Genomic DNA, 20,883 nt, shown 5'->3' with positions numbered 1-20,883 from the left:
ACTAAGAAGCCATCGCCACGTTTTGCGATCTTCCCCTCAGCTTACCTGTTTTCATCATGCCATCATAGTGACGCATGAGTAGATAACTTTCTACCTGATTGAGTGTGTCTAATACAACTCCTACCATGATAATCAGTGAGGTACCACCATAGAAAGCAGAGAAAGGACGAGTTACGCCAGCCAACAATGCTAAGGCAGGAAAGATTGCAATTAGAGCCAAAGCAATTGCGCCAGGTAAAGTAATACGAGTCAGAATCTCATCCATATGCTCGGATGTATCACGACCCGGCTTTACTCCAGGGACAAAGCCACCACTACGTTTTAAGTCATCAGCAATCTGATTAGGATTGACGCTAATAGCGGTGTAGAAATAAGTAAAGACAATGATAAGAGTAGCGAACACAAGGTTGTACTGCCAAGAGGTGTAGTCTGAAAACTTAACACCAATGTAGCTAGCCGTTTCACTATCATTCTGCCATATTGAAGCCACAATAGCGGGCACAAACATCAATGACTGAGCAAAAATGATTGGCATTACACCAGCCGCGTTCACTTTCAATGGAATGAATTGGCGCTGAGCGTTGAGTTGTGTAGTTCCACCTACTTGCTTCGCATACTGTACTGGAATACGACGAACCGCTTGTGTTAGTACAATCACAGCCATTACGACTAGGAAAAGCACTACCATCTCTATCAAAAAGATCAATGATCCACGCATCCCTTTAGCAGCTGCTTCACCAATAATGGCTCCTGGGAATCGGGAGACGATTCCAATCATAATGATCATGGAAATACCATTACCAATGCCTTTATCAGTAATCTTTTCACCGAGCCACATGCAGAACAATGTTCCAGCCGTGATAATTATCATGGTGGAAATTGTAAAGAATGTGCCGGGAGAAATGATAGCCTCAGGAGTGATAGTCGCAATGAAGCCAATCGACTGAGCCATTACAATCGGGATGGTCAGAATACGGGTGTATTGATTGATCTTCTTACGCCCAGATTCCCCTTCCTTTTGTAGCTTCTGAAAGTAAGGAACTGCTATTGTCAACAGTTGCAGTACGATAGAAGCTGAGATGTAAGGCATTATACCTAGTGCGAAGATAGAAGCATTACTAAATGCTCCACCTAGTAAGGTATCAAGGATTCCAAAAAGGCCTTCAGCTCCCTGCTTTAATTTAGTAGCATCTACCCCAGGCAGCACAACAAAGGAACCGAGCCGGTAGATAGCAATGAAAAAAAGCGTATTGAGAATCCGCATACGCAGATCCTCAATCGCAAAAATATTCTTTATCGTCTCGATAAACTTCTTCATTGCCAATCAGGCTTTATAAAGTCACTGCTTTGCCACCCGCCTTTTCAATCGCCTCAACAGCAGATTTAGAAAAAGCATGTGCATGCACTTCTACAGCTTGAGTGATTTCACCGCGGCCAAGAATTTTAATTTTAGCGTTCTTAGAAACAAGTCCATTAGACACGAAGTAAGCAACATCCATAGTGGTTGTGCTGTCTTTGTCTGTTAGGCTCTGAAGAGCATCAAGGTTTATACCTTTATACTCCACACGATTAATGTTCGTGAAACCAAACTTAGGCACACGACGCTGCAGAGGCATCTGACCACCTTCGAAGCCTGACTTCTTAGAATAGCCCGAACGTGACTTCTGCCCTTTGTGACCACGGGTAGATGTACCACCACGGCCCGAACCCGTACCGCGACCGATGCGCTTCTCATTGCGCGTAGCGCCGACGGCAGGTTTTAGATTGCTGAGATTCATGTTGAGTTACTTCTTAAAGTTCGGTTACTTCGATCAAATGCTGCACTGCGGCCACCATACCAGCAATCTGGGGGGTGTTTTCTTTTTCCGAGGTGCTACCGATTTTACCCAGCCCCAAGGCCTGAACCGTACGTTTTTGACGCTCAGGGCGGTCAATCACGCTTTTTACCAATTTGATTTTGATCTGCGCCATCTCGTCTAGCCGTTAAAAACTTGTTGGAGAGTAATGCCGCGCTGCTGTGCGATCTGCATGGGGTCGCGCATCTTCAAAAGAGCATCGAAGGTAGCCTTTACCACGTTGTGCGGGTTAGACGAGCCTTTAGATTTAGCCAGTACATCTTTGATACCAGCACTTTCGAAAACGGCACGCATAGCACCACCAGCAATTACACCGGTACCAGCTGCTGCTGGCTGTACCAATACGAAGCCACCCGAATACTTACCTTCCATCACGTGAGGAACCGTATGCTTATAAAGAGGAACTTTTACTAGGTTCTTCTTAGCATCATCGATACCCTTTGCAATTGCATCAGTTACCTCGTTAGCCTTACCTAGGCCGAAACCTACAGTACCGTTGCCGTCACCTACTACTACAATTGCAGAGAAGCTGAAACGACGACCACCTTTAACCACTTTGGCTACTCGGTTGATGGCTACTACTTTTTCTTTTAAGTCCGTGTCGCCAGCACGGGGAGTCTGATCCCGGTTACCACCACGATCATTGCCACCACCGCGACGATCGTTGCCGCCACGGTCATTGCCACCACCACGGTTGCTGTTATTAAATTCTGCCATGATGATTTAGAAATTGAGGCCGCCTTCGCGGGCTCCTTCTGCCAATGATTTTACGCGGCCGTGGTAGAGATAACCTGAGCGGTCAAACACTACTTTGGTGATACCCTTCTCCTGAGCGCGGGAGGCAATTTCTTTGCCTACTGCAGCAGCAGAAGCTACTGGGGTAGCATCATCAGCCGTTGTTACGTGCTTAGATGATACAGATACCAGCGTTTGGCCAATGGTGTCGTCAATAATTTGGGCGTAAATGCCCTTATTGCTGCGAAACACCGACAAACGCGGCCGATCGGACGTGCCAGCCACCCGCGTACGGATGATGCGCTGGATCCGCTTTCTTCTTGTTGCTTTATCAAAAGCCATAATGCGAAATTATTTCGAAGCCGTTTTACCAGCCTTGCGACGAATCTGCTCACCCACGAAGCGTACCCCTTTCCCTTTATAGGGCTCGACTTTACGCAACGAACGAATTTTTGCAGCTACTTGACCTAACAATTGCTTATCGATGCTAGTCAGAGTAACGATAGGGTTTTTACCCTTCTCTGTAAGAGCAGTAGCAGTTACTTCCTTAGGCAGGGCCAAGAAAATATTGTGCGAGTAACCTAAAGAAAGTTCGAGGGTAGTACCAGCCATTGCAGCTTTGTAACCTACACCTACTAACTCCAAGCGCTCCGTGTAGCCATCACTCACACCAACAACCATGTTGTTGATAAGCGAGCGATACAAACCGTGCATAGCCTTGTGACGCTTCTGCTCAGTAGGACGTTCTACTACGAGTTGACCATCGGCAGTAGAAACGGTGATGTCGCGGTCTACGGGAGTTGTCAAGCTTCCTTTCGGGCCCTTAACGGTTACTTCGTTTTCTTTGCTGATATCAATCTGCACGTTAGCGGGCAGGCTGATCGGCAGTTTACCAATGCGTGACATAGTTCTATTTCCTCTCGCTTAGTAAACGTAGCACAGCACCTCGCCGCCCACGTTTTCGTTTTTGGCTTCTTTCTCCGTCATCACGCCCTTCGACGTAGACAGGATAGCTACTCCAAGGCCGCTTAATACGCGTGGCAGATTCTCCACGTGAGCATACTTACGCAGACCAGGCGTGCTCACACGCTCTAGCTTCGTGATAGCTGGCTGCTTGGTAGCAGGATTGTACTTAAGCGCAATCTTGATCGTGCCTTGTACCGACGAGTCATCAAAGCGGTAGCTCTGAATGTAACCCTTATGGTAGAGCACTTTCGTGATTTCCTTTTTGATGTTGCTGGCCGGTATTTCTACTACCCGGTGATTTGCCTTGATGGCATTACGCACGCGAGTTAAATAATCGGCAATTGGATCTGTATTCATTTGATATAGAAAAGCTACACTCCTTTTTAGGGAGCGCAAAGATAAGAAAATTTCGCAGCTGCAGAAAGCAACAGCGAAATTTTCAGTTAAGACTACTTGGCTCGGTTATCGGGGCGCGGCCAATGGTTTCTTGAGTCTACTTCGTAGGTGGATTAAAAAATAGCCAGCACACCGTTTGATAAGGCATACTGGCTATTTTTACTACCAGCTCGACTTAGTTACTCCGGGAATCTTACCAGCTAGTGCCATTTCACGGAACGTAACACGGCTGATGCCGAACTTACGCATGTAACCACGGGGACGACCATTAATCTTGTCGCGGTTGTGAACACGTACTGGGGAAGCGTTGCGTGGCAACTTATCCAGACCTTCGTAATCACCAGCAGCTTTAAGTGCCTTACGCTTCTCAGCATAACGAGCAACTGTAGCGATACGCTTTCTTTCTCTTGCTTTAACGGATTCCTTAGCCATTGTTTTCTTTCTTGGCGTTAGTGAAGGGCATTCCGAAAGCCTTAAGCAGCTCATAGCTCTGCTCGTCGTTCTCGGCGGTTGTAACGAAGGTGATATCCATACCAGAAATCGACTTGATCTTGTCAATAGAAATTTCTGGGAAAATAATCTGCTCCTTTATACCGAGGGTATAGTTACCCCGGCCATCGAAGCCCTTATCGTTAATGCCTTTGAAGTCGCGTACACGAGGTAAAGCAACCGTCAAAAGACGGTCCATGAACTCATACATGCGCTCGCCCCGCAAGGTAACTTTAGCACCGATGGGCATGCCCTCACGAAGCTTAAAGTTAGATACCGAACGCTTAGCGATAGTAGGAACAGCTTTCTGACCAGTGATGGTCGTCAGCTCATCTACACCATTATCAACCAGTTTCTTGTCAGCTACTGCTGCACCGATACCGCGGTTAATACAGATCTTAGTGATGCGTGGCACCTGCATTACGCTCTTGAACTGGAATTTCTCCTGGAGCGCAGGCACCACGTCTTTCTGATATATTTCTCTGAGTCGAGCCATTGTCGTAAAGCCGGGTTAGGCGTTTTGCTGGGGGGCATTTTTGCGTACCCGCTCACCCGTCTTGGGGTCAATGGGCTGCACGTTGCTCACATGAATGGGAGCCTCGATCTTAGTAATACCACCCTGAGGGTTTTTAGCGCTCGGCTTGTTGTGCTTCGTTACTAGGTTCAAACCCTCGATGATAACGCGCTGTGAAGTGCGATTAACCGATTTGATGGTACCAGTCTTGCCACGCTCATCACCAGCAATCACCTTAACGGTATCGCCAGTTTTTACGTGCAATTTCACTGGCTTTTGGTCTTTTGCTTTCGTTGCCATTTGCTACTATGCTTATAGAACCTCAGGGGCCAGTGAAACAATCTTCATAAACTGACGCTCACGTAACTCACGAGCAACAGGTCCGAAGATGCGGGTGCCACGGGGTTCATCGTTGTTATTGAGCAGTACCGCAGCATTATCATCGAAACGAATGTAAGAGCCGTCTTTACGACGCACTTCTTTCTTCGTGCGAACAACTACTGCTCTAGATACAGTGCCTTTTTTAGCGTTGCCAGAAGGTATAGCTGATTTAATCGAAACAACGATTTTATCACCTACACTAGCATATTTCTTACCAGTGCCGCCAAGGACACGGATGCAGAGCACTTCTTTAGCGCCGCTATTATCAGCGACGGTCAGACGGGATTCTTGTTGTATCATCTTACTTGGCGCGCTCTACGATTTCTACTAATCTCCAACGCTTGTTTTTGCTTAGCGGCCGAGTGGACATAATCCGTACGGTATCACCTTCGCCACATTCGTTGTTTTCATCATGAGCCATAAACTTAGTAGTCTTGCTCACAAACTTGCCATAGATGGGGTGCTTTTGCTTTTCCTCTACCACAACAGTGATAGATTTATCCATTTTGGAGCTAGAGACACGCCCAGTAATCTCTTTGCGCATGTTCCGCTCAACGGTAGCGGTAGTCTGCTGATCTGTGTTGCTTGCCATCGTTATTTAGCAGTTTGGTTTGCCTGCTCGTTCTCGCGACGGGTCAACTCGGTCTTCAGACGAGCTACGTTCTTGCGGCTATGCTTCAGGCGAATCGGATTCTCTAGGGGAGAGATAGCGTGCGCGAAACGCAGCGACTGACCGCTAGTCTGTTCGGTTTTAATCTGGTTCTTCAGCTCTTCTACTGAGAGAGCACGGATATCAGCGTTTTTCATCTTACTAGTTTTCTACGTAGTCGCGACGAACAACAAACTTGGTCTTCACGGGCAACTTTTGCGCCGCAAGACGCAGTGACTCCTGGGCTACCTCGAGCGGGACACCATCCGATTCGAACATAATAGTGCCAGGGTGTACAATAGCTACCCAATACTCGGGCGAGCCTTTGCCTTTACCCATCCGCACTTCAGCAGGCTTCTTGGTAATAGGCTTGTCAGGGAAAATGCGGATCCAAACTTGACCTTCACGCTTCATAGCACGGGTCATAGCGATCCGAGCCGCCTCAATTTGGCGAGCCGTAATCCACGCAGTTTCCAGCGACTTGATAGCGAATGAACCGAAGTCAATGGAGCTGCCGCGGTAGGCTAAGCCTGTTACGCGACCCTTTTGCATCTTGCGATACTTGGTCCTTTTCGGTTGTAACATGATTATCGAAAATATAGATTCGAAAAATGAGAAAGGGTTAGCGACGAGGAGCACCGCCACCGCGGTTTTGCCCCCCAGCAGCTCCAGTGCCACTATTGCGACGTGGGCCACCACCTTGGCCTTGACCACCACGGTTGTCACCGCCACGATCACCACGGCCTTCACCGCCACGATCATTACGATCACGACGTGGGCCACGATCACCACCACGGTCGCCACGCTCACCACGTGGGCCACGATCGTTACCGCCACCACGGGTGTCGGCGCCTTGGTTGGTAGGCTGCTGGTTAGGCGACAAGTCAGGCTTGCCAAATACCTCACCACGCATGATCCACACTTTGATACCGATCTTACCGTACACAGTTTGAGCTTCTGACAAAGCATAATCTATGTCAGCACGCAAAGTGTGCAGTGGAGTGCGACCCTCTTTGTATTGCTCCGAGCGAGCAATTTCAGCGCCGCCAAGACGACCACCACACTGCACTTTGATACCTTCAGCACCAACGCGCATAGCAGCCTGAATAGCTTGCTTCATCGCACGGCGGAACGAAATACGAGCCTGTAGCTGCTGAGCAATGCTCTCACCTACTAGCTTTGCATCAAGTTCTGGACGCTTGATTTCGAAGATATTGATCTGAACGTCTTTGCTGGTGATCTGCTTTAGCTCGTCTTTAATCTTATCAACTTCCTGACCGCCTTTACCAATTACTACACCTGGACGAGCCGTGTTGATAGTAATAGTTATACGCTTCAGAGTACGCTCGATTACGATGCGTGAGATACCGCCTTTCGGAATACGCGCGAGAATGTACTTACGGATTTTTTCGTCCTCTACCAGTTTATCGGCGAAGTCTTTACCGCCGTACCAGTTCGAGTCCCATCCTTTGATGACACCTAAGCGGAAGCCAACCGGATTTACTTTCTGTCCCATAGTGCTTATACGGTGGCTTCTGCCTTATTTTCAGTAGTGGTTTTCTTGGTCGAGCTACGACGGGTACGAGTAGCTCCAGCTTTCGCTTCTACTGGCTTTTGCTCTGAAGCTTGCTTCACAGCAGCTTTGCTGCCTAGCGGCTCAACTTTCGAGTCAATTGTCAGTGTCACGTGATTGCTACGCTTGCGGATACGGTGACCGCGACCCTGAGGTGCCGGGCGCAAACGCTTCAACTGACGACCTTCATCAACGAATATCTCTTTGATATAGAGATTAGCATCTTCGATACGCTCGTCTTCGTTCTTCTGCTGCCAGTTCGACAAAGCGGAGAGAAGTAGTTTCTCGATACGCTCAGCACCTGAATTGGCTTCAAACTTTAGCAAGCCCAAGGCACGGGTCACTTTCTGACCGCGGACCAGATTGGCTACCATGCGCATCTTGCGAGGCGAGGTAGGCACATTGCGGAGTTTAGCTGTTGCTTCCATCTTAGCGCTTGCCTTTATCTTTTTTGGCTACGTGGCCACGGAAGTTGCGTGTAGGTGCGAACTCGCCGAGCTTGTGTCCAACCATATTTTCAGTCACGTACACTGGGATGAACTTATTCCCGTTGTGTACTGCGAAGGTGTGGCCTACGAAGTCTGGCGAAATCATCGAACGGCGCGACCAAGTCTTCACCACTGATTTCTTACCAGAATCTTCCATTGCCGTTACTTTCTTCTCGAGCCGGAAGTCAATGTACGGCCCTTTTTTTAGCGAACGTGCCATTGCTTACTTTTTGCCTTTACGGTTTACGATGAGTTGCTCGGAGTACTTATTCTTATTGCGAGTCTTTTGACCCTTGGCAATAATACCATTACGGCTACGTGGGTGACCACCTGACGATTTGCCTTCGCCACCACCCATTGGGTGATCGACTGGGTTCATTGCAACACCGCGAACACGTGGACGACGACCCATCCAACGATTGCGACCGGCTTTGCCAAGACGCACATTCATGTGGTCGCCATTTGAAACGGTACCAACCGTAGCCATGCAGGTAACTAGTACCATGCGCATCTCACCCGAAGGCAATTTCAGCGTAGCGTACTTGTCTTCACGTGCAACTAGTTGAGCATACGTGCCAGCAGAACGAGCGATAGCAGCACCACCACCGGGCATCAGTTCGATATTATGAACAATGGTACCAAGCGGCATTTCACGCAATGTCAAAGCGTTCCCAACTTCAGGAGCGACACCAGGGCCGGCAACTACTGTTGTTCCTACTTCTAAACCAGCGGGAGCTATAATGTAACGCTTCTCACCATCTGCGTAGTTAAGCAATGCGATTCGCGCCGTGCGGTTAGGATCATACTCAATCGTCTTCACCGTGGCTGGAACACCAGCTTTATCACGCTTGAAGTCGATGATACGATACTTCTGCTTATGTCCACCACCGATGTAGCGGTTAGACATTTTACCCGAATTGTTTCGGCCACCGGATTTTTCCATGGGTGCCAACAACGATTTCTCCGGCGTCGACGTGGTTATCTCGTCGAAGGCCGGGGCGATGCGAAATCGTTGACCCGGTGATGTTGGTCTTAGTTTTTTGAGTGCCATTTTATCTTAAAATGCGCTTTCTAGTAAGCTCTCCTTATATCCCGCTATAGAAGTCGATAATATCGCCTTCTTTCACAGTTACGATAGCCTTCTTTCCATGGGAACGACGACCTGTAACAGCACCACCTTTCTGGAATTTAGACTTGATCTTGCCATTAGTGCGGATCGTGCTAATGCCCGTTACCGTTACACCATACAGCTGCTCGATCTCTTTTTTGATCTGAACCTTATTAGCCGTGCGCTCTACTTCGAAAGCATACTGACCTTTTTCGTTCAGAGCCGTGGCCTTCTCGGTCACGATAGGTTTCTTCAACGTGCTCATTACTCAGCAGGGGTATAAAGTTGTTCCAACGACTTCAGCCCGTCCTCTGACAATAACAAAGTGTCCGTGTTAAGCAGGTCGTGCGTGTTCAGAGCGACAGGCGTAGCCACGGTCACTTTCTGAATGTTGCGCGCCGATAGCAGCACGTTCTTGTTGGCTTCGCCAGTCACTAGCAAGGTTTTCTTGCCGTTGTTCAGCTTCAGGCCAGTCAGAATCGAAAGGAAATCTTTCGTACGGGGGGCATCTAACGTGATGGTTTCTACCAACGCTACTTTGCCTTCTTGAGCCAACGTGCTCAGAGCCGACAAACGAGCAACCCGCTTCGTCTTTTTGTTCAGCTTGAAGCCATAGTCACGGGGCTGGGGGCCAAATACGCGACCACCACCGATGAATACTGGCGACTTCATGCTACCAGCACGGGCACCACCCGTACCTTTTTGCTTCTTAAGCTTCTTGGTAGTGCCTTGCACTTCATGACGCTGCTTCGACTTGTGCGTGCCCTGGCGCTGATTGGCCAAGTACTGCTTCACGTCGAGGTACATCACGTGCTCATTCGGCTCTAAACCGAAGATAGCGTCAGACAACGTAACCTTGCGGCCTGTGTCTTCGCCTTTGATGTTATATACTGACAGTTCCATCTCGCGTTATTTTTCCAGGACCACGTAAGAATTCTTGGCGCCGGGAACCGAGCCGCTAACCAGAATCAGGTTTTTGTCGGCTACAATGCGCATCACCTTCAAGTTCTGGATCTTCACACGATCACCACCCATACGACCACCCATGCGCATTCCTTTGAATACGCGTGAAGGCCAGGAGCAGGCACCGATAGAACCAGGGTGACGAAGACGGTTATGCTGACCGTGGGTTTGACCACCTACACCAGCAAAGTTGTAACGCTTCACAACACCCTGGAAACCCTTACCTTTTGAGGTTCCTACTACATCAACAAACTCGCCTTCCTCAAAAAGGTCAGCCTTGATTTCGGCACCGGCAGCGTACGTAGACTCTGCATCGAGACGAAACTCAACAAGTTTTTTCTTAGGAGTAGTACCAGCTTTGGCGAAGTGACCAGCCAGTGCTTTGGTAGTATTCTTGGCTTTTTTCTCGCCGTAACCGAGTTGAACAGCTGTATAGCCGTCCTTTTCGATAGTCTTAACCTGCGTCACTACGCACGGACCCGCTTCGATGAGCGTGCAGGGAATGTTCTTCCCGTCCGGAGTGAAGAGGCTTGTCATACCGATTTTTTTACCGATGATGCCAGGCATTCGTTTTTAGATTAATTAAAAGACACAGAGAAAACGCCCGCATGACGTTTTCGTAATGGGAGTGCAAAGCTAGGGAATTTTAATGCTTTATTCAAACCAGCCCTAAAATATTTTCAAGGTAGACCTATGTAAGCGTCTAAAGCTAGAAGCTCTCTATCAATCATTTCCGATTACAAGCTACTAAGCTAGCTAGGCCTCCAACCTACTTCTGGACGAGCAGGCCGCATTAAGCCATTTATTGGTAGTAATAGAAATAGTAAAGTGAATAATAGGCCTACTTGATTTTTTTGATCAAGCGTATATTCTACTAAAAAAGAAAGCGAAATAATTACGTATTGAGCTATCATTAAAGGCCCCACTCTGGCCCATGCCCAATAAAATGGGTAATAAAAGAACACAATGAAGAGTAGTAGGCCTATACCGCCAAAGGCTACCAAGTAATAGATAAACTGATTGTGTGGTAATAGGTAAGCGGCTGGCTTAATATCAGGGAAATCAGCTTTATAATAAGCTGCTACCTCATCCTCGATATCCGCTTTCCCTACTCCTATGAAAGGATGGGTCTGCGCAACCTGAAGCCCAACTCTATAAGAATACACCCTACCTACCAAAGAAAAATTGTTAGCTGAACTTATTTTTTTTACTCTGCTCACATCATCCTTAGTATTGTAGTATTTATTATGAAACGTAGGGAAGCATAGAAAGCTTAACCATGGTAGTGCTAATAGCAGAGCCCCCACCCTTAGGGCTTGTTTGTACTTATGTTTAAAGAGAAGCCAAAGTAGTGTTGCGATACCTAGCACGTTGAAAGCTACTAACCCACTTCGTACTGACAGCAAGTATAAGTATGGAATCAAGTACGCTATAGCTAGCAATACTAGTACCCGATGCCGTCCCTGAACTAAGTTCTTTACTACCAGCAATAATCCTATGACAACAGCTAAAGTGACCATAAGACTGAATCTGATGTAGTCTGGGACGGTCGGCATAATCTGCGATTGATAGTAGAGTTGATTTATTTCCTCTCTATGCATTAGATAGTAGCAGGTACTTCCAATTGCCGATATTACCACCAGGTAAAAAAACAGTAAGTAGATTCTCCGTAAAGCTTGCAGCGATAATGGTGGCAGAAGCCAGAATGATACAGGCATTAATAGAGATGGTATTTGTTGAAAGAGATCTATCCAGAAAGCGTCTCTATTTACTTCACTCGTATTCAACCCGGAAAAAAGGTGTAAAAAGAAGATGCCTGTTAGTGCACCATATACTCGCCAATGCTTCTTCTGTACGATCTGTTGATGTAGGATAAGATGTAGCAAAGCTGTTAGTAATAAGCAGAGCACACCTATACTAGAAACATGTGGCAGGAGATTAGTACTAAAGAGACCAACAAGTATCAGCGCAATACTCGCTGTAGTCGCCAACTCAGTTCGGTCGGCATTAAGAGGAGTAGCTACAAACACCTTGGTGAAATGTGATAGGAGGTGAACGGTATTTATATAAGAATGCGGCAAACTTAATAAGCAAAAAAAGCCCCCAGAAATAATCCGGGGGCTTTTTTAGCATTCAGAGAAATCAGGCCTCAGACTTTGATTTCTACGTCTACACCGCTGGGCAGTTCAAGCTTCATCAGCGCATCTACTGTCTTCGACGAAGTAGAATAGATGTCTACTAGACGCTTGTATGTGCAAAGCTGGAATTGCTCACGCGACTTCTTGTTCACGTGGGGCGAACGAAGAACCGTAAACTTTTCCTTCTTTGTAGGCAACGGGATAGGACCGCTAACGATAGCGCCCGTAGCCTTCACCGCTTTCACGATCTTCTCGGACGACTTGTCTACGAGGTTGTGATCGTAGGACTTGAGTTTAATGCGAATTTTCTGGTTCATGTCTTAAGTCTTGAAAGCGAATTAGCGAACGGCGTGACCTTTAGTCTTGGCAACAATGCCTTCAGCCAAGTTTGATGGTACCTGCTCATAGTGAGAGAAGGTTAGCGAAGCAGAAGCGCGACCCGAAGAAATGGTACGCAAGTCCGTTACATAACCAAACAACTCCGACAGTGGCACGTCGGCCTTGATGAGCTGAGCACCAGCTTTGGTGTCCATACCCTTCATAATACCGCGACGACGGTTCAAGTCACCAGTTACAGGACCAGTATACTCATCTGGGCAAACTACTTCTACAGCCATAATAGGCTCAAGCAATTTGGGACCAGCCTGGCGGGCTGCCTCACGGAAACCACCACGAGCTGCAAGTTCGAACGATAGGGCGTCCGAGTCAACGTCATGGAAGGAGCCGTGAAACAAGCGCACTTTCATTGAATCCAAGGGGAAGCCGGCCAGAGGACCATTTTTCATAGCTTCCTCAAAGCCTTTCTGAATCGGAGCGATGAATTCACGGGGAATTACACCACCAACGATAGCATTTTCGAATTCAAAGCCTGCCTTTTCTGGCTCAGTCTCTTTCGGACCAATTTCGAAGACAATATCACCGAATTTACCACGACCACCAGTCTGCTTCTTGTATGTTTCGCGGTGCTCTACCTTCTTAGTCAGAATCTCTTTGTAGGCAACCTGAGGAGCACCTTGGTTGATTTCCACTTTGAACTCACGACGCATACGGTCGATGATGATCTCCAAGTGAAGCTCACCCATGCCACGTAGTACAGTCTGGCCCGTTTCTGGGTCAGTATTTACGGTCAAGGTTGGATCTTCTTCTACAAGTTTGGCGATTGCCATACCCATCTTATCAACGTCAGCCTGAGTTTTGGGCTCAATAGCATAGCCGATTACGGGCTCAGGGAAGCTCATCGACTCCAATACCAGACGGTGCTTCTCATCGGTGAGGGTATCACCCGTTTTGATGTCTTTGAAACCAACACCAGCGCCGATATCACCAGCCTCAAGGCGGTCGATAGGGTTCTGTTTGTTAGAGTGCATCTGCATCAAACGCGAGATACGCTCTTTCTTTTCTGTGCGGTTATTAAACACATACGAACCAGCTTCCAGCGTACCGCTGTAGCAACGGAAGAAGCACAAGCGACCTACGAAAGGGTCAGTTGCAATCTTAAAGGCCAATGCAGCAAACGGTGCATCAGTGGTAGGTAGACGAACCTCTTCCTCGTTGGTATCCGGGTTGGTACCAATGATGGGGGGCATATCCAACGGCGAAGGCAAGTAAGCCATAACGCCATCTAGCATGGACTGTACACCTTTGTTTTTGAAAGCCGAGCCGCACATTACAGGCGAAAACTTCATGTCGATAACCGCTTGGCGGATAACAACCATCATTTCCTCACGCGTGATGCTTTCTGGATCTTCGAAAAACTTCTCCAGCAGAGCATCGTCATACTCAGCGACGCTTTCTACCAACTTCTGACGCCATTCAGCTACCGTCTCCACCAAATCCTCAGGTACGGGAATCTCGTGATAGGCTTTACCTTGAGTGGCATCGTCCCATACGATTGCTTTACCGGTCAGCAGATCAACAACACCTTTGAAGGTGTCTTCAGCGCCAATCGGAATTTGCAATGGAACTGGATTAGCTCCTAGCTTATCCTTAATCTCAGCTACAGCCTTGAAGAAGTCAGCGCCAGCACGGTCCATCTTGTTGACGAAGCAGATACGTGGCACTTTGTACTTATCAGCTTGACGCCATACAGTCTCTGACTGAGGCTCCACGCCTGATACTGCGCAGAATAACGCGACAGCACCATCCAATACACGCAATGAGCGCTCTACCTCTACAGTAAAGTCTACGTGGCCGGGAGTATCAATCAGGTTAATCTTGTACTGCTTGGTTTCGCTAGTAGGTTCACCACTTGCGTCCGTTGGGTAGTTCCAGAAGGTAGTAGTAGCAGCCGACGTAATCGTGATGCCCCGCTCCTGCTCTTGCTCCATCCAGTCCATCGTGGCGGCACCTTCGTGCACTTCCCCGATCTTGTGGGTTTTGCCTGTGTAATACAGAATGCGCTCCGAAGTCGTGGTCTTACCGGCGTCGATGTGCGCCATAATCCCAATGTTGCGGAGGTACTTGAGGTCTTGTTTAGCCATTTTATTTGTAGGGTCTTAAGAGCTTGGGGACCAAAGAGCGTAGAAATGATACAACATCTCCTGAAGCTCCTTAGTCCCCAAGTCCCTAATTTTCTCCTTTAGAAACGGAAGTGCGAGAAAGCCTTGTTGGCTTCCGCCATCCGGTGCGTATCGTCTTTCTTTTTCACTGAAGCGCCTTCGCCTTTAGCAGCGGCGATAATTTCGCCAGCCAGCTTATCTTTCATGGTCTTCTCACCACGACGACGAGCGTACTGAATCATCCACTTGGCACCTACTGAAATACGACGGTCAGGACGAACTTCGATCGGCACTTGGAAGGTAGCACCACCTACACGGCGGCTCTTTACTTCTACAGTCGGCATCACGTTATTCAGAGCCTTGCGCCACATTTCGAGGCCATTCTCTTTGGTGCGCTGCTCTACTAGTTCGCACGCATCATAGAAAATGGTGTAGGCTAGGTTCTTCTTTCCGTCATACATCATGTAGTTGACGAAACGGGTTACCAGCGTCTCCTTGTACTTAGGGTCGGGCAGGAGAATGCGCTTCTTTGGTTTTGACTTTCTCATTTTATCAGAAGTGAGTACCGAGAAGTGAGAAGTGAGATAAGAACTGTGTCTCACCTCTCACTTCTTACTACTCATCTCTTATTTAATTACTTTTTCTTGCCGGGTGCTGGCTTGCCACCTTTGCCGGTTGCAGCGGGCTGTCCTGGCTTCGGACGCTTAGCACCATATTTGGAACGACGCTGGGTACGACCACCTACGCCAGCAGTATCAAGAGCACCGCGGATGATGTGGTAACGTACGCCGGGAAGGTCCTTCACGCGGCCACCGCGAATCAGCACGATGCTGTGCTCCTGCAGGTTGTGGCCTTCGCCTGGAATGTAGGCGTTGACTTCTTTGCCGTTGGTGAGACGCACACGAGCGACTTTACGCATCGCCGAGTTTGGCTTCTTGGGCGTAGTGGTATATACACGGGTGCAAACGCCACGGCGCTGCGGGCAGGAATCGAGTGCCGGCGACTTTGACTTAGTCGTCAGCTTTTCTCTTCCCTTTCGTACTAACTGATTGATGGTAGGCATCTACGGAATGGTTTGTCAAGGAGGGTTCTCTCCCAAAAAATTAGGCTTGCAAAGGTATAGAAGTTGCTTTACAATAGCAAACAGGTTGAAATAGTTTGTTTTAGGGAAAGTACTTTACTACAAGTGACTTATCTATTACTACACTTAACCTTATATAACACTATCAAATTAGCCCCCAGAAGCCTCAAATAGTAACTGGGAGCTTTTTCGAGTTACTTATAATTAAGTTGCATAGCCTCTGATAGTGTTCAGCTTACATACAATGTTTACGCCTCTCCCATCGTACCGCCAAAATTCATTGGGAAGTTTGGCATGTCAGGCTGCGTTTTTATTGATCCAAAAGTCTGCTCAAAGCGGTCTACGTTATCGGCCAGCGCGGCTAGCAGACGCTTAGCATGCTCTGGCGTTATGATAATACGAGCTTTAACCTTCGCTTTCGGCAATCCCGGCATTAGGCGGATGAAGTCAATAACAAACTCCCCGCTGCTATGCGCTATCATAGCCAGATTGGCGTATTCACCCTCAGCAATTTGTTCTGACAATTCAATATTGATTGCGTTCGGGTCCTGGGGGGCATTTTGGTCAGGAGGCAGATTCATAGGATAAGGTTGGGGGGCAAATAATAGAATGAGGTCAAAATTAGTGAAAAGAGAAAAGCCGACCGGAAAGTATCCAGTCGGCTTTTCTCTTTACTCACGTATCAAATACTACTCCTGAATAGAAGCTTCACGCTTGCTTGCGCGAGCAGGGCGCTTCGTTTCAGTGTCAGCCTTGGGAGCAGCGGCGGCGGCTTCCATCTCTTCCTTCGAGCCCACAACCTGACGCGTGTACTCGCGCAGGCCGGTACCAGCCGGGATGAGGTGACCAACAATTACGTTCTCTTTCAGGCCGAGCAGTTCATCAGCTTTACCACGGATGGCCGCTTCGCTAAGCACCTTAGTCGTCTCCTGGAAGGAAGCGGCTGAGATGAAGCTCTGCGTACCCAACGAAGCTTGAGTGATGCCTTGCAGAGTCGGACGCGAAACGGAAGGCTGCGCGTCGCGCACTTCCACCAGTTTCAGGTCGCGGCGCTTCAGGCTAGAGTTCTCGTCGCGCAGGCGGCGGGCACTCACAATCTGACCAGGCTTCAACTCCGTAGAGTCGCCGGCGTCGGTAACTACCTTCATGTCGATGATAGTATCGTTCTCCTCCATGAAGACGATCTTATCGATCACCTGATTTTCGAGGAAAGTAGTGTCGCCAGCGTCGAGGATAACCACTTTCTGCATCATCTGGCGAACTACCACCTCGATGTGCTTATCGTTGATTTTTACCCCCTGCAAGCGGTATACTTCCTGAATCTCATTCACGAGGTACTCCTGCACCGCGCCCGGACCCTGAATACTCAGGATGTCGGATGGTGTGATGGCACCATCGGAGAGCGGCATGCCAGCCCGGATGAAGTCGTTATCCTGCACCAGAATGTGCTTGGACAGCGGCACCATGTACTTCTTCTTCACGCCGTCTTTCGACTCAATGAAGATTTCACGGTTACCACGCTTCACCGTACCGTACGTTACCACACCGTCGATTTCCGACACAACAGCCGGGTTCGAGGGGTTGCGAGCTTCGAACAGTTCCGTCACGCGGGGCAGACCACCCGTGATGTCGCGGGTCTTGCCAATAGCGCGAGGAATCTTAGCTAGAATGTGACCAGCCTTGATCTTGTCGCCATTCTCCACGTTAAGGTGAGAGCCTACCGGGATGCTGTAGCCCTTCTGACCTTCGGTATCGCCTTTCTTACCGGCTCTAACGATGATCGATGGGTTTTGATCCTTGGCTTTCGACTCGATGATAACCTTCTCGCGGTGACCCGTCTGCTCATCCGACTCCTCACGGTAGGTGATACCTTCCGTGATAGCGTCGTATTGAACAGTACCATCAAACTCCGAAAGAATAACAGCGTTGTAAGGGTCCCAGTTGCAAAGCTCATCGCCCTTCTCTACTTGCTGACCTTCATCAACAATCAGGAAAGAGCCATAAGGAACGTGGTTCGAGATAAAGACTTTGCCCGTAGCAGAATCTACAATCCGAACTTCGCCTGAGCGACCCATTACTACTTTTCCCTTCACACCTTCGTCGGTGGTAGTAGCTACTGTACGAATATCTTCGAACTCGACAGTACCAGCGAACTTAGCACGGATGCTAGCTTCAACGGCAATATTCGAAGCCGTACCACCTACGTGGAAGGTACGCAGGGTAAGCTGAGTACCAGGCTCACCAATAGACTGAGCAGCAATTACACCAACAGCCTCACCTTTCTGTACCATGCGGCCAGAAGACAGGTTACGACCGTAACACTTGGCGCAAATACCACGCTTCGACTCACAGGTCAGTACCGAACGGATTTCCACCGTTTCAATAGCGGTGTTGTCAATTAAGCGAGTGATTTCTTCGGTGATTTCTTCGCCAGCAGCCAAGATTATCTCGTCATTCAGCGGATTCACAACGTTGTGAACTGCCACACGACCGAGGATGCGCTCAGCCAAAGATTCAACGATGTCCTCATTGTCCTTCAAGGCCGAAACCTCTAGACCACGGAGAGTACCGCAATCCACCTCGTTTACAATAACGTCCTGGGATACGTCTACCAGACGACGAGTCAGGTAGCCGGCGTCAGCCGTTTTCAGTGCAGTATCTGCCAGACCTTTACGAGCACCGTGAGTCGAGATGAAGTACTCAATAACGTCCAGACCTTCTTTGAAGTTGGACAGAATCGGGTTTTCGATGATCTCACCAACCGAGCCTTGCAGCGACTTCTGTGGCTTAGCCATCAGACCCCGCATACCGCCGAGCTGACGAATCTGCTCACGCGAGCCACGAGCACCGGAGTGCATCATCATGTAGATCGAGTTGAACCCCTGGTTCTCCTTTTCGAGGCGGCCCATGAGTGTCTCTGTGATCTGATTGTTGATACGCGTCCAAATGTCAATAACCTGGTTGTAACGCTCGTTATCGGTAATCAGACCCATCTGGTAGTTCTGGGTTACTGCTACCACGTCGGCCTGAGCCTGCGCGATAAGAGCATCCTTCTCCTTTGGAATCTGAATATCACCCAGACCCATCGACAAACCACCTTTGTAAGCCGACTGGAAACCCAGCGTCTTGATGTCGTCGAGGAACTGGGCCGTGCGAGCCATGCCCGTACGCTTAAACACGAGCGAGATGATCTGCTGCAGCTTCTTCTTAGTCAATAGTTCGTCAACGAAACCTACTTCCTCAGGAACTAGCTGGTTGAACAGAACGCGGCCAGCTACGGTCTCGATGATCTTGGTAACAAGCTCATCGTTCTCGTTCCGCACTTTCGTACGCACCTTGATAAAGGCGTGCTTCGAAAGCTGACCTTCGTTGATAGCAATAACAACTTCCTCATCCGAGTAGAATACACGACCTTCGCCCTGTACTTTCTCGTCATTAGTGCTGCGCTTGCCTTTGGTCACATAATACAGACCGAGTACCATGTCCTGCGACGGTACCGCGATGGGTGCGCCGTTGGCTGGATTCAGAATGTTGTGCGAAGCCAACATCAACGTTGAAGCCTCCAGAATAGCGGCCGGTCCAAGCGGAACGTGCACAGCCATCTGGTCACCGTCAAAGTCAGCGTTAAATGCCGTACAAACAAGCGGGTGTAACTGGATAGCTTTACCCTCGATCAAACGAGGCTGGAATGCCTGAATACCTAAGCGGTGCAAGGTAGGAGCACGGTTGAGCAGAACTGGATGGCCTTTCAGCACGTTCTCCAAGATATCCCACACTACAGCGTCCTTACGATCAACAATCTTCTTCGCTGATTTCACCGTTTTCACGATACCGCGCTCAATGAGCTTGCGGATAATGAAGGGCTTAAACAGCTCAGCTGCCATGTTCTTGGGCAGACCGCACTCGTGCAGCTTCAGCTCAGGACCAACCACAATAACCGAACGGCCAGAGTAGTCAACACGCTTACCGAGCAAGTTCTGACGGAAGCGGCCCTGCTTGCCTTTCAGCATATCAGACAATGACTTCAGCGCACGGTTACCTTCAGCGCGCACGGCGTTCACCTTACGCGAGTTGTCGAAGAGCGAGTCTACAGCTTCCTGCAGCATGCGCTTCTCGTTCCGCAGAATCACTTCAGGAGCCTTAATTTCTATTAGGCGCTTGAGGCGGTTGTTACGAATAATAACACGACGATACAGATCATTCAGGTCGGAAGTAGCAAAACGCCCCCCATCCAATGGAACAAGTGGACGAAGTTCCGGTGGAATTACCGGCACCATACGAATCACCATCCACTCAGGCTTGTTCTCGATACGAGTAGCCGCGTCGCGGAAAGCTTCTACTACACGCAAACGCTTTAACGCATCAGCTTTACGCTGCTGCGAAGTCTCGTGCGCGGCAGAGTCGCGGAGGCTATAAGAAAGCTCGTCGAGGTTGGTACGCTCCAATAGAAGTTGCAGCGCATCCGCACCCATACGGGCAATGAATTTGTTCGGGTCTTCGTTGGGCAGCATCTGATTCTCGCGGGGGAGTTTATCAATGATGTCCAGGTACTCGTCTTCGGTGAGGAAGTCGAGCTGCTGTACGCCTTCTTCGGCTAATACGCCAGGCTGAACTACCACATAGCGCTCGTAGTAGATAATCTGGTCGAGCTTCTTAGTAGGCAAGCCCAGCAAGTAACCAATTTTATTGGGCAAGGACTTGAAATACCAGATGTGAGCAACAGGCACCACCAGTTCGATGTGGCCCATACGCTCCCGACGCACCTTCTTCTCAGTTACCTCTACGCCGCAACGGTCGCAGATAATGCCCTTGTAACGGATGCGCTTGTATTTGCCGCAGTGGCACTCCCAATCCTTCACAGGACCGAAAATCCGCTCGCAAAAAAGCCCCCCATCTCGGGTTTATACGTCCGGTAGTTGATCGTCTCGGGCTTCACTACTTCCCCATTCGACCGCTCCAGAATGGATTCGGGCGAGGCCAGCGAGATAGTGACTTTCGAGAAGTCCTGCACCAGTTTTTTATTCTTTGCAAACGCCATACTGTCGTTT

The 20,883-nt window shown here is 48.9% G+C and carries 28 protein-coding genes and 1 pseudogene; all 29 read right to left on the bottom strand.

Going from position 1 to position 20,883, the window contains the following annotated elements:
* Window position 1 precedes the first annotated feature (1 nt).
* The 29 genes and pseudogenes from secY to EPD59_RS24275 all read right to left on the bottom strand — a co-directional run bounded on the left by secY (window position 2) and on the right by EPD59_RS24275 (window position 20,873).
* Window positions 2-1,318, bottom strand: a complete 1,317-nt coding sequence (gene secY, locus EPD59_RS04075) for a preprotein translocase subunit SecY (protein WP_133271669.1) — start codon at window positions 1,316-1,318, stop codon at window positions 2-4.
* Window positions 1,319-1,331: 13 nt separating this feature from the next.
* A complete protein-coding gene (rplO, locus tag EPD59_RS04070) occupies window positions 1,332-1,778 on the bottom strand; it encodes a 50S ribosomal protein L15 (RefSeq protein ID WP_133271668.1) in 447 nt (148 codons plus the stop codon).
* A 13-nt stretch (window positions 1,779-1,791) separates the two neighbouring features.
* Window positions 1,792-1,971, bottom strand: a complete 180-nt coding sequence (rpmD, locus tag EPD59_RS04065; RefSeq protein WP_133271667.1) for a 50S ribosomal protein L30 — start codon at window positions 1,969-1,971, stop codon at window positions 1,792-1,794.
* A 5-nt stretch (window positions 1,972-1,976) separates the two neighbouring features.
* Window positions 1,977-2,573, bottom strand: a complete 597-nt coding sequence (gene rpsE, locus EPD59_RS04060; RefSeq protein WP_133271666.1) for a 30S ribosomal protein S5 — start codon at window positions 2,571-2,573, stop codon at window positions 1,977-1,979.
* Window positions 2,574-2,579: 6 nt separating this feature from the next.
* Entirely contained in the window at window positions 2,580-2,933 is a 354-nt protein-coding gene (gene rplR / locus EPD59_RS04055) for a 50S ribosomal protein L18 (RefSeq protein WP_133271665.1), read from the bottom strand.
* A gap of 9 nt (window positions 2,934-2,942) precedes the next feature.
* Window positions 2,943-3,497: a 50S ribosomal protein L6 gene (rplF, locus tag EPD59_RS04050; protein WP_133271664.1), complete on the bottom strand. Its 555-nt coding sequence runs from the start codon at window positions 3,495-3,497 to the stop codon at window positions 2,943-2,945.
* Between the two features lie 18 nt (window positions 3,498-3,515).
* Entirely contained in the window at window positions 3,516-3,914 is a 399-nt protein-coding gene (gene rpsH, locus EPD59_RS04045) for a 30S ribosomal protein S8 (protein WP_133271663.1), read from the bottom strand.
* Between the two features lie 201 nt (window positions 3,915-4,115).
* Window positions 4,116-4,385 carry a 30S ribosomal protein S14 gene (gene rpsN / locus EPD59_RS04040; RefSeq protein ID WP_084446035.1) on the bottom strand — a complete coding sequence of 90 codons (270 nt, stop codon included), beginning with the start codon at window positions 4,383-4,385 and terminating at the stop codon, window positions 4,116-4,118.
* Entirely contained in the window at window positions 4,378-4,938 is a 561-nt protein-coding gene (gene rplE, locus EPD59_RS04035; protein ID WP_133271662.1) for a 50S ribosomal protein L5, read from the bottom strand. The genes rpsN and rplE overlap by 8 nt, the downstream gene beginning before the upstream one ends.
* A gap of 15 nt (window positions 4,939-4,953) precedes the next feature.
* Window positions 4,954-5,256 (bottom strand): 50S ribosomal protein L24, encoded by a 303-nt coding sequence (rplX, locus tag EPD59_RS04030; protein ID WP_084446029.1) that lies wholly within the window; start codon window positions 5,254-5,256, stop codon window positions 4,954-4,956.
* 12 nt (window positions 5,257-5,268) lie between these two features.
* Complete coding sequence (gene rplN, locus EPD59_RS04025) at window positions 5,269-5,637, bottom strand: 50S ribosomal protein L14 (protein WP_084446026.1); 369 nt, start codon at window positions 5,635-5,637, stop codon at window positions 5,269-5,271.
* A gap of 1 nt (window position 5,638) precedes the next feature.
* On the bottom strand, window positions 5,639-5,929 hold the full coding sequence (rpsQ, locus tag EPD59_RS04020) for a 30S ribosomal protein S17 (RefSeq protein WP_133271661.1): 291 nt from the start codon (window positions 5,927-5,929) through the stop codon (window positions 5,639-5,641).
* A 2-nt stretch (window positions 5,930-5,931) separates the two neighbouring features.
* Window positions 5,932-6,144 carry a 50S ribosomal protein L29 gene (gene rpmC / locus EPD59_RS04015; RefSeq protein ID WP_084446020.1) on the bottom strand — a complete coding sequence of 71 codons (213 nt, stop codon included), beginning with the start codon at window positions 6,142-6,144 and terminating at the stop codon, window positions 5,932-5,934.
* Window positions 6,145-6,148: 4 nt separating this feature from the next.
* Window positions 6,149-6,571: a 50S ribosomal protein L16 gene (gene rplP / locus EPD59_RS04010; protein ID WP_084446017.1), complete on the bottom strand. Its 423-nt coding sequence runs from the start codon at window positions 6,569-6,571 to the stop codon at window positions 6,149-6,151.
* A 37-nt stretch (window positions 6,572-6,608) separates the two neighbouring features.
* The gene (rpsC, locus tag EPD59_RS04005; protein WP_133271660.1) at window positions 6,609-7,502 is read right to left on the bottom strand and encodes a 30S ribosomal protein S3; all 894 of its coding nucleotides are present in this window, start codon (window positions 7,500-7,502) and stop codon (window positions 6,609-6,611) included.
* A gap of 134 nt (window positions 7,503-7,636) precedes the next feature.
* Window positions 7,637-7,987, bottom strand: a pseudogene (rplV, locus tag EPD59_RS04000) (50S ribosomal protein L22); the annotation flags it as partial.
* Between the two features lies 1 nt (window position 7,988).
* The gene (rpsS, locus tag EPD59_RS03995) at window positions 7,989-8,267 is read right to left on the bottom strand and encodes a 30S ribosomal protein S19 (protein ID WP_133271658.1); all 279 of its coding nucleotides are present in this window, start codon (window positions 8,265-8,267) and stop codon (window positions 7,989-7,991) included.
* A 3-nt stretch (window positions 8,268-8,270) separates the two neighbouring features.
* Entirely contained in the window at window positions 8,271-9,098 is an 828-nt protein-coding gene (gene rplB, locus EPD59_RS03990; RefSeq protein WP_133271657.1) for a 50S ribosomal protein L2, read from the bottom strand.
* Window positions 9,099-9,132: 34 nt separating this feature from the next.
* The gene (gene rplW / locus EPD59_RS03985; RefSeq protein WP_133271656.1) at window positions 9,133-9,420 is read right to left on the bottom strand and encodes a 50S ribosomal protein L23; all 288 of its coding nucleotides are present in this window, start codon (window positions 9,418-9,420) and stop codon (window positions 9,133-9,135) included.
* Complete coding sequence (rplD, locus tag EPD59_RS03980; RefSeq protein WP_133271655.1) at window positions 9,420-10,058, bottom strand: 50S ribosomal protein L4; 639 nt, start codon at window positions 10,056-10,058, stop codon at window positions 9,420-9,422. Before rplD ends, rplW begins: the two co-directional genes overlap by 1 nt.
* Window positions 10,059-10,064: 6 nt before the next feature.
* Complete coding sequence (gene rplC / locus EPD59_RS03975) at window positions 10,065-10,685, bottom strand: 50S ribosomal protein L3 (RefSeq protein WP_133271654.1); 621 nt, start codon at window positions 10,683-10,685, stop codon at window positions 10,065-10,067.
* Between the two features lie 185 nt (window positions 10,686-10,870).
* On the bottom strand, window positions 10,871-11,638 hold the full coding sequence (locus EPD59_RS21500; RefSeq protein ID WP_240731611.1) for an O-antigen ligase family protein: 768 nt from the start codon (window positions 11,636-11,638) through the stop codon (window positions 10,871-10,873).
* Between the two features lie 629 nt (window positions 11,639-12,267).
* Entirely contained in the window at window positions 12,268-12,573 is a 306-nt protein-coding gene (gene rpsJ, locus EPD59_RS03965) for a 30S ribosomal protein S10 (protein WP_084445992.1), read from the bottom strand.
* Between the two features lie 21 nt (window positions 12,574-12,594).
* Window positions 12,595-14,736: an elongation factor G gene (gene fusA, locus EPD59_RS03960; protein WP_133271652.1), complete on the bottom strand. Its 2,142-nt coding sequence runs from the start codon at window positions 14,734-14,736 to the stop codon at window positions 12,595-12,597.
* A gap of 98 nt (window positions 14,737-14,834) precedes the next feature.
* Window positions 14,835-15,302 (bottom strand): 30S ribosomal protein S7, encoded by a 468-nt coding sequence (gene rpsG, locus EPD59_RS03955; protein ID WP_100337277.1) that lies wholly within the window; start codon window positions 15,300-15,302, stop codon window positions 14,835-14,837.
* Window positions 15,303-15,388: 86 nt separating this feature from the next.
* Entirely contained in the window at window positions 15,389-15,817 is a 429-nt protein-coding gene (rpsL, locus tag EPD59_RS03950) for a 30S ribosomal protein S12 (protein ID WP_084445982.1), read from the bottom strand.
* A 266-nt stretch (window positions 15,818-16,083) separates the two neighbouring features.
* The gene (locus EPD59_RS03945) at window positions 16,084-16,416 is read right to left on the bottom strand and encodes a DUF3467 domain-containing protein (RefSeq protein ID WP_133271651.1); all 333 of its coding nucleotides are present in this window, start codon (window positions 16,414-16,416) and stop codon (window positions 16,084-16,086) included.
* A gap of 108 nt (window positions 16,417-16,524) precedes the next feature.
* On the bottom strand, window positions 16,525-20,694 hold the full coding sequence (gene rpoC, locus EPD59_RS03940; protein ID WP_449404375.1) for a DNA-directed RNA polymerase subunit beta': 4,170 nt from the start codon (window positions 20,692-20,694) through the stop codon (window positions 16,525-16,527).
* Window positions 20,691-20,873 carry a hypothetical protein gene (locus EPD59_RS24275; RefSeq protein ID WP_449404374.1) on the bottom strand — a complete coding sequence of 61 codons (183 nt, stop codon included), beginning with the start codon at window positions 20,871-20,873 and terminating at the stop codon, window positions 20,691-20,693. Before EPD59_RS24275 ends, rpoC begins: the two co-directional genes overlap by 4 nt.
* Window positions 20,874-20,883 lie beyond the last annotated feature (10 nt).

The organism is Hymenobacter radiodurans, from assembly GCF_004355185.1.
GTDB classification, from domain to species: Bacteria; Bacteroidota; Bacteroidia; order Cytophagales; family Hymenobacteraceae; genus Hymenobacter; species Hymenobacter radiodurans.
The sequence above is the reverse complement of the archived record's forward strand: the minus strand, read 5'-3'. Positions and strand labels throughout refer to the sequence as shown.

Coding starts and splice junctions, on each gene's coding strand:
- rpsE (WP_133271666.1), bottom strand. CDS start 2,573: ATGGCAGAATTTAATAACAGCAACCGTGGTGGTGGCAATGACCGTGGC.
- rpsN (WP_084446035.1), bottom strand. CDS start 4,385: ATGGCTAAGGAATCCGTTAAAGCAAGAGAAAGAAAGCGTATCGCTACA.
- rpsQ (WP_133271661.1), bottom strand. CDS start 5,929: ATGGCAAGCAACACAGATCAGCAGACTACCGCTACCGTTGAGCGGAAC.
- rplD (WP_133271655.1), bottom strand. CDS start 10,058: ATGGAACTGTCAGTATATAACATCAAAGGCGAAGACACAGGCCGCAAG.
- EPD59_RS03945 (WP_133271651.1), bottom strand. CDS start 16,416: ATGAATCTGCCTCCTGACCAAAATGCCCCCCAGGACCCGAACGCAATC.
- secY (WP_133271669.1), bottom strand. CDS start 1,318: ATGAAGAAGTTTATCGAGACGATAAAGAATATTTTTGCGATTGAGGAT.
- rplF (WP_133271664.1), bottom strand. CDS start 3,497: ATGTCACGCATTGGTAAACTGCCGATCAGCCTGCCCGCTAACGTGCAG.
- rpsJ (WP_084445992.1), bottom strand. CDS start 12,573: ATGAACCAGAAAATTCGCATTAAACTCAAGTCCTACGATCACAACCTC.
- rplE (WP_133271662.1), bottom strand. CDS start 4,938: ATGGCTCGACTCAGAGAAATATATCAGAAAGACGTGGTGCCTGCGCTC.
- rplN (WP_084446026.1), bottom strand. CDS start 5,637: ATGATACAACAAGAATCCCGTCTGACCGTCGCTGATAATAGCGGCGCT.
- EPD59_RS24275 (WP_449404374.1), bottom strand. CDS start 20,873: ATGGCGTTTGCAAAGAATAAAAAACTGGTGCAGGACTTCTCGAAAGTC.
- EPD59_RS21500 (WP_240731611.1), bottom strand. CDS start 11,638: ATGGTCACTTTAGCTGTTGTCATAGGATTATTGCTGGTAGTAAAGAAC.
- rpsC (WP_133271660.1), bottom strand. CDS start 7,502: ATGGGACAGAAAGTAAATCCGGTTGGCTTCCGCTTAGGTGTCATCAAA.
- rpsH (WP_133271663.1), bottom strand. CDS start 3,914: ATGAATACAGATCCAATTGCCGATTATTTAACTCGCGTGCGTAATGCC.
- rplP (WP_084446017.1), bottom strand. CDS start 6,571: ATGTTACAACCGAAAAGGACCAAGTATCGCAAGATGCAAAAGGGTCGC.
- rplX (WP_084446029.1), bottom strand. CDS start 5,256: ATGGCAACGAAAGCAAAAGACCAAAAGCCAGTGAAATTGCACGTAAAA.
- rplO (WP_133271668.1), bottom strand. CDS start 1,778: ATGAATCTCAGCAATCTAAAACCTGCCGTCGGCGCTACGCGCAATGAG.
- rpsL (WP_084445982.1), bottom strand. CDS start 15,817: ATGCCTACCATCAATCAGTTAGTACGAAAGGGAAGAGAAAAGCTGACG.
- rplC (WP_133271654.1), bottom strand. CDS start 10,685: ATGCCTGGCATCATCGGTAAAAAAATCGGTATGACAAGCCTCTTCACT.
- rpsS (WP_133271658.1), bottom strand. CDS start 8,267: ATGGCACGTTCGCTAAAAAAAGGGCCGTACATTGACTTCCGGCTCGAG.
- rplB (WP_133271657.1), bottom strand. CDS start 9,098: ATGGCACTCAAAAAACTAAGACCAACATCACCGGGTCAACGATTTCGC.
- rpsG (WP_100337277.1), bottom strand. CDS start 15,302: ATGAGAAAGTCAAAACCAAAGAAGCGCATTCTCCTGCCCGACCCTAAG.
- rplR (WP_133271665.1), bottom strand. CDS start 2,933: ATGGCTTTTGATAAAGCAACAAGAAGAAAGCGGATCCAGCGCATCATC.
- rplW (WP_133271656.1), bottom strand. CDS start 9,420: ATGAGCACGTTGAAGAAACCTATCGTGACCGAGAAGGCCACGGCTCTG.
- fusA (WP_133271652.1), bottom strand. CDS start 14,736: ATGGCTAAACAAGACCTCAAGTACCTCCGCAACATTGGGATTATGGCG.
- rpmC (WP_084446020.1), bottom strand. CDS start 6,144: ATGAAAAACGCTGATATCCGTGCTCTCTCAGTAGAAGAGCTGAAGAAC.
- rpmD (WP_133271667.1), bottom strand. CDS start 1,971: ATGGCGCAGATCAAAATCAAATTGGTAAAAAGCGTGATTGACCGCCCT.